This window comes from Streptomyces sp. NPDC058872, from assembly GCF_042743065.1.
Lineage (GTDB): Bacteria > Actinomycetota > Actinomycetes > Streptomycetales > Streptomycetaceae > Streptomyces.
Genome location: NZ_JBHYMK010000106.1, coordinates 1551 through 12758 on the forward strand (window position 1 = coordinate 1551; position 11208 = coordinate 12758).

Consider the following 11208-nt stretch of genomic DNA (forward strand, 5'->3'; position numbering starts at 1 on the left):
GTTGTTGTGGGCGTGGTTGCGGGGCCCCGCCCGGGCGACCGGGCGGCTGTTGGCGGCCGGGGGGGGGGGGGGGTTGGGGTTTCCGGGTCGGGCGCGGGGGGGGACGGGACGGGCGGCGGCCGGCCGCCGCAGGGGTGCGACGGCCGGCCTGGTGGGGTGGTGCTCCTGCTCGGGTCAAGGGCGAGGAGACGGGTGGTGCGGGGGGGCCGGTTGCGGCCGGGCCGGGACGCGGGGTTCCGCCCCGGCCGGGTCGGGGTCAGGCGTGGACGCCGGCCCGGCGGCGCAGGACGACGAAGCCGAGGCCCGCGGCGGCGAGCGAGGCAGCGCCGGCGCCGGCCGCGATCAGCGCGGTGGAGTCGTCCTCGGCACCGAACTCGGCGCCGGCCGCGACGCCGCCCTGCGGGATGACGGAGGTCTGCCCGTTGGTGGTGGTGGTGCCGGTGTTGCCCGCGGGAGCCGGGGTGGTGGTGGACGGCGCCGGGGTGGGCGTGGCGGTGTCCTTCTCGCAGCCCTTGGGGAGCTTCGGGAACGCGGTCCAGGCGTACGGCGTGTCGCCGCCCTGGGTGCGCTGGCCGAGCTTCGGGGTGGTGGTGTTCGCGCCCTTGATGGTGAGGCCCTGGCCCAGATCGGCCGCGTGGTCGCGGTCGAGGACGAGGATCGGCTTGCCGGCCTCGTCGTTGAGGACGGCCTTCGGGCCCTTCTCCAGGTCGTTGGTGAGCGTCACGGTCAGCTGTGCGAAGACCGAGGGAATGACCTGCTGGACGGTGCACTCGCCGAGGGTGACGACCGGGCCGGGGGTGGGCGCGGGGGCCGGTGCGGGGGCCGGGTTCTCGACGGGCTTGGGGGCGGCCTGCTTCGCCGAGCCCGGGATGTAGGCGGCGAAGCCTCCGTCCTGCTCCAGGACGACGACGGCCTGGCCGAACTGGAAGACCTGGCGGAAGCCGTTCAGGTGGGTGAAGCCGCGGCCCTTGCCGTCCACGATCATCTGGAGGGCGTAGCGGCCCTCCTTCTCGGCGAGCTCCAGGACGGTGCCGTCGGCGAGCTCGTACGTGCCGGGCCGGGCGCCGGGGACGTAGTTGCGGTCCCAGTTGAGGGTGCGGCCGTCCTGGAAGAGGACGAAGAACTGGCCGTTGTCGTTGCCGGCGACCGGGCCGGCTGCGGCGTCGAGGACGCCGACCGGGTTGTCCTGGAAGAAGAGCTCGGCGCGGAAGTGCCCGTTGTCAGCCTTGTAGATCTTGGCGACGGTTCCGTTGAGGAGCGTTTCGGTGCGGACGAGGGTGCCCTTCGACGCATCGGCCCCGGCGGCGGCCGGCTTCGCCTGGGCCGAGGGAGCGGCCACCGGGCCGTCGGCGGCGAGGGCGGCGCCCGCCGCGAGGGCGGGAGCGGTGATCGCGACGCCCGCGACGAGGGCGGTGGCGATGGCGGTGCGAAGGGCGGTACGCATAACGACTCCTGTGGAGATCAGGCAGGTGGGCGGGAGAGTCGCATGCCGCTTTTTCTCGGTCCGTCTCTGTGTCGGTGAGGTCCGGCTGGCTGCTGAAAGAAAACTTATTGATCTTGTATTCGGGAGCGGTCCGTTCCGTGTCACCACTCTGTGACAGCAACCACCGCGACGATCGGCCCGCTGTGACCCCGGGCTCTACGGACCCTCTCCCCTGTACAGGTCGCTACGCGCGTAGATATGCTCGACTGGTGACCATGCCCACCACTGCTTCCGCAGCACACGCTTTCGCCGACGTGACCGCGTCCGACGGCGCGCTGCGCCGCTTCCTCCACGGGCTGCCCGGCGTCGACGCCGTCGGCCTGGAGGCGCGCGCCGCGTCCCTCGGCACCCGCTCGATCAAGACCACGGCCAAGGCCTATGCCATCGACCTGGCCATTTCCATGATCGACCTGACGACGCTCGAAGGCGCGGACACCCCGGGCAAGGTCCGGGCGCTCGCCGCCAAGGCCGTCAACCCCGATCCGACCGACCGCACGACCCCGACGACCGCCGCCGTCTGCGTCTACCCCGACATGGTGGCCACCGCCAAGGCCGCCCTGGCGGGTTCCGGCGTCAAGGTGGCCTCGGTCGCCACCGCCTTCCCGGCCGGGCGCGCCGCGCTCCCGGTGAAGCTGGCCGACACCGCCGACGCGATCGCCGCCGGCGCCGACGAGATCGACATGGTCATCGACCGTGGCGCCTTCCTCGCCGGCCGCTACCTGGAGGTCTTCGAACAGATCGCCGCGATCAAGGCGGAGTGCGGCGACCGCGCCCGCCTCAAGGTGATCTTCGAGACCGGCGAGCTCTCCACGTACGACAACATCCGCCGCGCCTCCTGGCTCGGCATGATGGCCGGCGCGGACTTCATCAAGACCTCGACCGGCAAGGTCGCGGTCAACGCCACCCCGGCGAACACCCTGCTCATGCTGGAGGCCGTGCGGGACTTCCGTGCGCAGACCGGCGTGCAGATCGGCGTGAAGCCGGCCGGCGGCATCCGCAACACCAAGGAAGCGATCAAGTTCCTGGTCCTCGTCAACGAGACCGTGGGCGAGGACTGGCTGGATAACCACTGGTTCCGCTTCGGCGCCTCCAGCCTGCTCAACGACCTGCTGATGCAGCGCCAGAAGCTGGCGACCGGCCGCTACTCCGGCCCCGATTACGTGACGGTGGACTGATCAACATGGCATCTGCATTCGAGTACGCACCGGCACCGGAATCGCGCTCGGTCGTCGACATCGCGCCGAACTACGGCCTGTTCATCGACGGCGAGTTCGTCGACGCCGCCGACGGCAAGGTCTTCAAGACCGTCTCCCCCGCCACCGAGGAGGTCCTCTCCGAGATCGCCCAGGCGGGCGCGGAGGACGTGGACCGGGCGGTGAAGGCGGCCCGGAAGGCGTTCGAGAAGTGGTCGGCGCTGCCCGGCGCCGAGCGTGCCAAGTACCTCTTCCGGATCGCCCGGATCATCCAGGAGCGCAGCCGCGAGCTGGCCGTCCTGGAGACCCTGGACAACGGCAAGCCGATCAAGGAGACCCGCGACGCGGACCTCCCCCTGGTCGCGGCCCACTTCTTCTACTACGCGGGCTGGGCCGACAAGCTCGACCACGCCGGTTTCGGTGCGCACCCGAAGCCGCTCGGCGTGGCCGGCCAGGTCATTCCCTGGAACTTCCCGCTCCTGATGCTGGCGTGGAAGATCGCCCCGGCGCTCGCGACCGGCAACACGGTCGTCCTGAAGCCGGCCGAGACCACCCCGCTCTCCGCCCTGTTCTTCGCGGACATCTGCCGCCAGGCCGGGCTCCCGAAGGGCGTCGTCAACATCCTCCCCGGGTACGGGGAGACGGGCGCCGCGCTGGTCGAGCACCCGGACGTGAACAAGGTCGCCTTCACCGGCTCGACCGCCGTCGGCAAGGCCATCGCACGCGCGGTCGCCGGCACGGACAAGAAGCTGACCCTGGAACTGGGCGGCAAGGGCGCCAACATCGTCTTCGACGACGCCCCGATCGACCAGGCCGTCGAGGGCATCGTCAACGGCATCTTCTTCAACCAGGGCCAGGTCTGCTGCGCGGGCTCCCGCCTCCTCGTCCAGGAGTCGATCCAGGACGAACTGCTGGACAGCCTGAAGCGCCGTCTGTCGACGCTCCGCCTCGGCGACCCGCTCGACAAGAACACCGACATCGGCGCGATCAACTCGGCCGAGCAGTTGGCCCGCATCACCGCACTGGTGGAGCGGGGCGAGGCGGAGGGCGCGGAGCGCTGGACCGCCGCGTGCGACATCCCGTCGGCCGGCTACTGGTTCGCCCCGACGCTCTTCACGGGCGTCACGCAGGCCCACACCGTCGCCCGCGACGAGATCTTCGGCCCGGTCCTGTCGGTGCTGTCCTTCCGCACCCCCGACGAGGCCGTCGCGAAGGCCAACAACAGCCAGTACGGCCTGTCCGCCGGCATCTGGACGGAGAAGGGCTCCCGCATCCTCGCGGTCGCCAACAAGCTCCGGGCCGGCGTCGTGTGGGCCAACACGTTCAACAAGTTCGACCCGACCTCGCCGTTCGGCGGCTACAAGGAGTCGGGCTTCGGCCGCGAAGGCGGCCGTCACGGTCTGGAGGCCTACCTCGATGTCTGATCGCAGTGTCGAAAAAAGCGGCTCCGCCGCCGGGCGTCTGAGCGTCTTCAAGACCTACAAGCTGTACGTCGGGGGCAAGTTCCCCCGCTCCGAGAGCGGCCGGGTGTACGAGGTGACGGACTCGAAGGGCAAGTGGCTGGCGAACGTCCCCCTCTCCTCCCGCAAGGACGCGCGCGACGCGGTCGTCGCGGCCCGCAAGGCCTTCGGCGGCTGGGCGGGCGCGACCGCCTACAACCGCGGCCAGGTCCTCTACCGCGTCGCCGAGATGCTGGAGGGGCGCCGGGAGCAGTTCGTGCGCGAGGTCGCGGACGCGGAGGGCCTGTCGAAGTCGAAGGCCGCCGCGGTCGTCGACGCGGCCGTCGACCGCTGGGTCTGGTACGCGGGCTGGACCGACAAGATCGCCCAGGTCGTCGGCGGCGCGAACCCGGTCGCGGGCCCCTACTTCAACCTGTCGGCCCCGGAGCCGACCGGCGTCGTCACCGTGATCGCCCCCCAGGAATCGTCCTTCCTGGGTCTGGTCTCGGTGATCGCCCCGGCGATCGCGACGGGCAACACCGTCGTGGTCGTGGCGTCGGAGAAGTGCCCGCTCCCCGCCCTCTCCCTGGGAGAGGTGCTCGCCACCTCCGACCTGCCGGGCGGCGTGGTCAACGTCCTCTCCGGCAAGGCCTCCGAGATGGGCCCGCACCTCGCGGCCCACCAGGACGTCAACGCGATCGACCTGACGGGCGCGGACGCCGAGCTGGCGCGCGACCTGGAGATCGCGGCGGCGGACAACCTGAAGCGCGTCCTGCGCCCGCGCACCGAGGACTTCACCGAGTCCCCGGGCACGGACCGCATGACCGCCTTCCTGGAGACGAAGACGGTCTGGCACCCCACGGGCAGCCTGGGCGCCTCCGGCTCCTCGTACTAGGCCGCACGGCGCAAGCGGCTCCGCCCGCCCGCGGGACGGGCGGGGCTTCCGCCGGCGCCGGCCCGGCCCCACCGCGTGACGGCGGCCCCCGGGTGCATCGACCCGGGGGCCGCCTTCGCGCGCCCCGGAACCGCTCTGCAGCGCGGCCCTCAGCCCGGGAGGAGGCCCTGTGACAGGCCGCCGACCACCGGCAGGTCGGCCACCGCACCGCCCTTGGTGAGGTGGTCGGTGAGCAGGTTGGTCCCGACCGGCTTGAAGTCGGCGACCTGGGTGCCGAGACCGTTGTCGAGCGGGTCGACGCCGGTGTTGGCCAGCGGGTCGAGCTGAAGGCGGGTCAGCGGGCCCACTCCCTGGGTCACGCCGGACAGCGCCCCCGATCCGGCCGCAGCGGCGTCCGTCCTGGTCAGCGAGTCCACGGGCAGCGGGACCGGTGCGGCGGCCTGCGCTCCCGCACCCGCGCCGAGCACCGCGGCCCCCGCAGCCGTGACGCTCAGGCCCGCCTTGAGCAGGGCGCTGCGGCGGGGGGTCCGGGGTAGTGCGTGACGCGCCATGGAGATCCTCCCAGGGGGTGAGCGAACGGACACCGACAGTAGTAGAGGTGTGATGCTCGATACCAACGGCCTTCCTCGGTGCTCCCCTGGACGGGGGAATGCCTCACACTGGTGTTCCGTGAGTTCCCAACCGATCCCGACCCGGGTCGTCCTGCTCGCGGGCCCCTCCGGCTCCGGCAAGTCGTCCCTCGCCGCCGTCACCGGCCTCCCGGTCCTGCGCCTCGACGATTTCTACAAGGAGGCCGACGACCCGTCGCTCCCGCTCGTCGACGGCAGCGCGGACATCGACTGGGACTCCCCCCGGTCCTGGGACGCGGACGCCGCCGTCACCGCGATCGTCGAACTGTGCCGCACCGGGCAGACCGACGTCCCCGTGTACGACATCTCCACCAGCTCCCGGGCGGGCCACGAGCGCCTCGACATCGCGCGGACCCCGCTCTTCGTGGCGGAGGGCATCTTCGCGGCCGAGATCGTCGCCCGCTGCCGCGAGCTGGACGTCCTCGCCGACGCGCTCTGCCTGCGCGGTCGCCCCTCGACGACCTTCCGCCGCCGGCTCCTCCGCGACCTCCGCGAAGGCCGCAAGTCGGTTCCCTTCCTCCTCCGCCGCGGCTGGCGCCTGATGCGCGCCGAGCGCGCCATCGTGGCCCGTCAGTCCGCACTGGGCGCCCACCCCTGCGCCAAGCCGGAAGCGCTGGGCCGGCTGGCCGCCGCCGCGGCCGGCCGCCACCGCACCCCCGCGACGAACTGACCCGCCCGGGCGCGGCGCACGCACACGAAGCGGGTCGTACGAGACCCCCGACTCGTACGACCCGCTTCGCTTTCCCCCGTACCCCCGTACGGTCCCCCGTGTTCCCCCTGCCTTCAGGCCACCAGCTCGCCGAAGGACTCCTCTTCGTCCCGTCCGAAGCTCAGCACCTGGTCCTCGCGCAGTCGCCGCAGCGAGCGCCAGATGCTGGACTTCACGGTGCCGACGCTGATGTCCAGGATCTCCGCGATCTCCGGATCGGTCCGGCCCTCGTAGTAGCGCAGCACCAGCATCGTCCGCTGCGTCTCGGGCAGTCGGGCCAGGGCCTGCCACAGCACCGCGCGCAGCTCCGTGCCGCGCATCGCGTCCGTCTCGCCGACCGTCTCCGGCAGCTCCTCGGTCGGGTACTCGTTGAGCTTGCGCCGGCGCCAGGCGCTGATGTGCAGATTGGTCATGGTGCGACGCAGGTACCCGCCGACGGCGGCCTTGTCGCTGATCCGCTCCCAGGCGCGATAGGTGGAGAACAGTGCGCTCTGGAGCAGGTCCTCGGCCTCGAAGCGGTCACCGGTGAGGTGGTAGGCGGTGGCGTACAGGGAGGCACGACGCTCCTGGACGTAAGCCGTGAACTCGGCTTCCGAACAGCCGGCGCGTTCCCCCGTGACCTCCCCGTACACCGCTCCCCCGTCAGCGACGGCCACCATGTGCGGCGCCTTGCGCTGACGCCCGACACCGCGGACGCACCCCCGCCCGCTGCCAAGCTCTCGGCTTCGCTCGTACGCGGGGGAACCCCCTTCCGTGCCGGACTTCTCGGTGCTCCGCACGACGTCGTGGAGACGCGTGACGACTGCGCTTGAGGTGGTGCCGTGCAGTGCGTTCATCGTGCGCCCCCCGTCGGTTGGAGTGTGTTCTCGGTCCGTGTGCCAAGAAGCTTGCCCCTCGGACTTCATGACGTTGTCCGCCGACTGTCACAGCCGTGTCACAGGCAACGGATCGGAAGCGGGACGCCGGACGGTCGATCTCGGACAGTCGCATGGGACAGAATGACGGCGTGTCTTTTCTGCTGCTGATCGAGGACGACGACGCCATCCGGACCGCCCTTGAGCTCTCCCTGTCCCGGCAGGGCCATCGGGTGGCCACCGCTGCGACCGGTGAGGACGGCCTCCAGTTGCTGCGCGAGCAGCGACCGGACCTGGTCGTGCTCGACGTCATGCTGCCCGGCATCGACGGCTTCGAGGTCTGCCGGCGCATCCGCCGCACCGACCAGCTGCCGATCATCCTGCTGACCGCGCGCAGCGATGACATCGACGTGGTCGTCGGACTGGAGTCCGGCGCCGACGACTACGTCGTCAAACCGGTGCAGGGAAGGGTGCTCGACGCCCGCATCCGGGCCGTACTGCGGCGCGGGGAGCGGGAGTCCACGGATTCGGCGACGTTCGGCTCGCTGGTGATCGACCGCTCCGCGATGACGGTCACCAAGAACGGCGAGGACCTCCAACTCACCCCGACCGAGCTGCGACTGCTCCTGGAACTGAGCCGGCGGCCCGGACAGGCCCTCTCCCGACAGCAGTTGCTGCGGCTCGTGTGGGAACACGACTACCTGGGCGACTCGCGACTGGTCGACGCCTGTGTGCAGCGGCTGCGGGCCAAGGTGGAGGACGTACCGTCCTCGCCGACGCTGATCCGCACCGTGCGCGGGGTCGGTTACCGGTTGGACGTCCCTGCGTGAACGAGGGAATCACCGCCCGGCTGCGCCTTTCGAGCCTGCGGCTCCGGCTCGTCGTCGTGTTCGCCCTCGTCGCGCTCACCGCGGCCGTCGCCGCCTCCGGCATCGCCTACTGGCTCAACCGCGAGGCGGTGCTGACCCGCACCCAGGACGGGGCGCTGAACGACTTCCGGCAGGAGATGCAGAACCGGGCGGCGGCGCTGCCGCTCCGCCCCACCCAGGACGACCTGCGGCGGACCGCCGAGGACATGGCCGGCGGCGGCGCCGGTTACCAGGTGCTGTTGCTGGGCGAGCGGGCCGCGGGCAAGCCCATCGTGGGCGCCTCGGACCCGGACGACTTCACCCTGGCCGACGTGCCGGTGCCGCTGCAGGAGGCCGTGGACACCAAGCGGCCGGTGACGGAGGCCAACGCGCATCCGTACCACCTGTTCTGGCAGCGCACCGAGCGGAACGGCACGCCCTATCTGGTCGGCGGGACGCGGATCGACGGCGGCGGGCCGACCGGCTACGTGTTCAAGTCGCTGGAAGCGGAGAAGGCCGACCTGAACTCGCTCGCCTGGTCGTTGGGGATCGCCACCGCGCTCGCGGTCATCGGCTCCGTGCTCCTCGCGCAGGTCGCGGCGACGACCGTGCTGCGTCCGGTGCACCGACTCGGCGTGGCGGCCCGGAAGCTCGGCGAGGGCAAGCTGGACACCCGGCTGGAAGTGTCCGGTACGGACGAACTGGCCGACCTCTCCCGCACCTTCAACGGCGCGGCCGAGTCCCTGCAGAAGAAGGTCGCCGACATGAGCGCGCGGGAGGAGTCCTCCCGGCGCTTCGTCGCCGACATGTCCCACGAGCTGCGCACCCCGCTGACGGCCCTGACGGCCGTCACCGAGGTCCTGGAGGACGAACAGGACTCCCTGGACCCGATGATCGCTCCGGCGGTGGCGCTCGTGGTGAGCGAGACCCGACGCCTCAACGACCTGGTGGAGAACCTGATGGAGGTGACCCGTTTCGACGCGGGCACCGCACGGCTCGTCCTCGACGACGTGGACATCGCCGACCAGATCACCGCATGCGTCGACGCACGGGCCTGGCTGGACGCGGTGGAGCTGGACGCGGAGCGGGGCGTCGTCGCACCGCTCGACCCCCGCCGCCTGGACGTGATCCTGGCGAACCTGATCGGCAACGCGCTGAAGCACGGCGGTTCACCGGTGCGGGTGTCGGTGCGCACCGAGGAGGACGAGCTGGTCATCGCGGTGCGCGACCACGGCCCCGGCATCCCGGAGGAGGTGCTGCCGCACGTCTTCGACCGCTTCTACAAGGCGAGCGCGTCCCGCCCCCGGTCCGAGGGCAGCGGACTCGGACTGTCGATCGCGATGGAGAACGCCCTGATCCACGGCGGTTCGATCACGGCGTCCAACTCGGTCGGCGAGGACGGACGGGTCGACGGCGCGGTGTTCGTGCTGCGGCTGCCCCTGGACGCCTCGGGGATCACCCGCGAGGTGCAGACCCGCAGCAGCCAGGGCGAGGTGGGAGAAGCATGAGGCGCCACGCCTTGGTCCTGGCTGCGGGCGTGCTCGGCACGCTGCTCACCGGCTGCGGCATCCGGACCACGTCGGTCCCGGTGGATGCGGGCGCGGCCCCCTCCCGGGTGCCGTGCAACGTGACCGAGGACGGTGCGACGGGCGCGGCCCAGGGCGTTCCGATACGGGTCTACCTGGTCTGCGGCTCCCAGCTGGAGGTGGTGCACCGCCGGTCGCCGCTGCCGGAGGAGAAGGTCGGCGTCGATCCGGTGCGAACGGCGGGGGACCTGCTCGCGAACCTGCTCGCCGAGCCCTCGGAGGGCGAGCGACAGGCCGGTTTCACCACCGCGGTGCGCGGTCCGCTGAGCGTGTTCGGCGGACGGCAGGACGACCCGGAGGGCACGCTGCGGTTGAGCCGGCAGCCCGAGGACCTGACGCCGACCGCGCTGTCGCAGCTCGTCTGCACCTTCGGGGACAGCTCGGTGGGCGCGGGCGGCCACACGGTGCTGCTCGGCGGCCCGGGCGCGTACGCCCCGAAGCGCTACCGCTGCACGACGGAGCTCCGCGAACGTCCCGAGTCCGCACCGCCGACCGCGGCCCCCGCTCCCCCGGCGAGCACACCGGCGCGCTGAGCCCGGCCCGGTGCCGGGGCGGTGCCGGGGCCGGGGCGGTCCGGACGACGGTTCCGCAGAGCGTGGCGGAGCGGCGGAACCGATTCCGCCGCTCGCGACGTCTTGGAGGACGTGCAGCGTCTAGGTTCGGGCGGCAATGCCGCAATGATCGTCCGGGTGGCGGGGTTCACCCTCCTCCTCTCCCATCTGCTGCTCGTCGCGTGGGTCAGCCTGCGCCCGCGGGACGTGGCCTGGGTGACCGCGCCGAACACCGTCCCGTTGCACGGGCTGCAGGCGGACCTCGCGCTCGGCGGCACCGAGGCGGCCCTGTTGATCGGCAAGGGCCTATTGCTGCTGGCCCCGCTCGGGGTGCTGCTGCCGATGGCCGACGGACGGCTCCGGGTCCCCGGATGGGCCTCGCTGGCCCGTACGACCGCCGCGGGCGCACTGGTGTCGCTGGCCGTCGAGCTCTTGCAGACCGCGGTGCCGGGGCAGGTCGTCGACATCGACTCGGTCCTGCTGAACACGACGGGCGTCGCCCTGGCCCACCTGCTGGTGGTCCCCGCCGGACGGACCTGGCTGCGCCGCAGGTCGGAGGCGGTGCGGGAGCCCTCCTCCGGAGGGAGCGGCGCACTGCGGGGTTCGATCCCACCGCAGAACGAGACCCCCCAGGGTGCGACCCCGACGATTTCCAGGGTTCCGATCGCCCCCTAGACCGACGCCCGCTCCTCTTCCCGGCGGCAGTATGGAGTCATCGGGAGCCCGGAGGAGCGGTTCCCGAAACGACTCCGAAGGAGCCCCACCATGGCCGCACTGATCCGCCCTCGCGAAGGACGCATGCTCGGCGGGGTGTGCGCGGCGCTGGCACGGCGCTTCGGCATCTCCGCAACGACGATGCGGCTGATCTTCGTGGTCTCCTGCCTGTTGCCGGGACCTCAGTTCCTGATCTACCTCGGTCTCTGGATCTTCCTGCCGGGCGAGAAGCCGGCGGGCCAGAGCTGGTAGCAGCCGCCCGTCACGCGCCGAAGGGGCGCACCCCGGAACAGCCGGGGTGCGCCCC

General features: G+C 71.8%; 12 protein-coding genes. 9 read left to right on the plus strand and 3 right to left on the minus strand.

Annotated elements, in window-relative coordinates; translation table 11 throughout:
• Positions 1 to 256: 256 nt before the first annotated feature.
• Positions 257 to 1444: a hypothetical protein gene (locus tag ACFW22_RS34765; RefSeq protein WP_386412534.1), complete on the minus strand. Its 1188-nt coding sequence runs from the start codon at positions 1442 to 1444 to the stop codon at positions 257 to 259.
• Between the two features lie 254 nt (positions 1445 to 1698).
• Here ACFW22_RS34765 and deoC point away from each other — a divergent pair, with 254 nt between their 5' ends.
• The 3 genes from deoC to ACFW22_RS34780 are packed head-to-tail and all read left to right on the plus strand — an operon-like array spanning position 1699 to position 5010.
• A complete protein-coding gene (gene deoC / locus ACFW22_RS34770) occupies positions 1699 to 2658 on the plus strand; it encodes a deoxyribose-phosphate aldolase (protein WP_384879089.1) in 960 nt (319 codons plus the stop codon).
• Positions 2659 to 2663: 5 nt separating this feature from the next.
• Positions 2664 to 4100 carry an aldehyde dehydrogenase family protein gene (locus ACFW22_RS34775; protein WP_386412537.1) on the plus strand — a complete coding sequence of 479 codons (1437 nt, stop codon included), beginning with the start codon at positions 2664 to 2666 and terminating at the stop codon, positions 4098 to 4100.
• Positions 4093 to 5010 carry an aldehyde dehydrogenase family protein gene (locus tag ACFW22_RS34780; protein ID WP_386412539.1) on the plus strand — a complete coding sequence of 306 codons (918 nt, stop codon included), beginning with the start codon at positions 4093 to 4095 and terminating at the stop codon, positions 5008 to 5010. The genes ACFW22_RS34775 and ACFW22_RS34780 overlap by 8 nt, the downstream gene beginning before the upstream one ends.
• A gap of 149 nt (positions 5011 to 5159) precedes the next feature.
• Here the strand turns inward: ACFW22_RS34780 and ACFW22_RS34785 are convergent, their stop codons facing one another.
• The gene (locus ACFW22_RS34785; RefSeq protein WP_386412542.1) at positions 5160 to 5561 is read right to left on the minus strand and encodes a hypothetical protein; all 402 of its coding nucleotides are present in this window, start codon (positions 5559 to 5561) and stop codon (positions 5160 to 5162) included.
• A gap of 52 nt (positions 5562 to 5613) precedes the next feature.
• Between ACFW22_RS34785 and ACFW22_RS34790 the strand changes: the two genes are divergently transcribed.
• Positions 5614 to 6309 carry a uridine kinase gene (locus tag ACFW22_RS34790; protein ID WP_386412544.1) on the plus strand — a complete coding sequence of 232 codons (696 nt, stop codon included), beginning with the start codon at positions 5614 to 5616 and terminating at the stop codon, positions 6307 to 6309.
• A gap of 113 nt (positions 6310 to 6422) precedes the next feature.
• On the opposite strand, the gene ACFW22_RS34795 is transcribed toward ACFW22_RS34790, so the two are convergent.
• Positions 6423 to 7184, minus strand: a complete 762-nt coding sequence (locus ACFW22_RS34795; protein WP_384879068.1) for a SigE family RNA polymerase sigma factor — start codon at positions 7182 to 7184, stop codon at positions 6423 to 6425.
• A 170-nt stretch (positions 7185 to 7354) separates the two neighbouring features.
• Here ACFW22_RS34795 and afsQ1 point away from each other — a divergent pair, with 170 nt between their 5' ends.
• The 5 genes from afsQ1 (at position 7355) to ACFW22_RS34820 (ending at position 11153) form a co-directional block, all read left to right on the plus strand.
• Positions 7355 to 8032, plus strand: coding sequence for a two-component system response regulator AfsQ1 (gene afsQ1 / locus ACFW22_RS34800; RefSeq protein WP_384879071.1), 678 nt, complete (start codon positions 7355 to 7357; stop codon positions 8030 to 8032).
• Positions 8029 to 9558, plus strand: coding sequence for an ATP-binding protein (locus ACFW22_RS34805; RefSeq protein ID WP_386412547.1), 1530 nt, complete (start codon positions 8029 to 8031; stop codon positions 9556 to 9558). Before afsQ1 ends, ACFW22_RS34805 begins: the two co-directional genes overlap by 4 nt.
• Positions 9555 to 10169, plus strand: a complete 615-nt coding sequence (locus tag ACFW22_RS34810) for a hypothetical protein (RefSeq protein WP_386412549.1) — start codon at positions 9555 to 9557, stop codon at positions 10167 to 10169. Before ACFW22_RS34805 ends, ACFW22_RS34810 begins: the two co-directional genes overlap by 4 nt.
• Positions 10170 to 10313: 144 nt before the next feature.
• Positions 10314 to 10862, plus strand: coding sequence for a VanZ family protein (locus ACFW22_RS34815; protein WP_386412551.1), 549 nt, complete (start codon positions 10314 to 10316; stop codon positions 10860 to 10862).
• A 90-nt stretch (positions 10863 to 10952) separates the two neighbouring features.
• Positions 10953 to 11153: a PspC domain-containing protein gene (locus ACFW22_RS34820; RefSeq protein ID WP_386412553.1), complete on the plus strand. Its 201-nt coding sequence runs from the start codon at positions 10953 to 10955 to the stop codon at positions 11151 to 11153.
• The last annotated feature ends 55 nt before the right edge of the window (positions 11154 to 11208 follow it).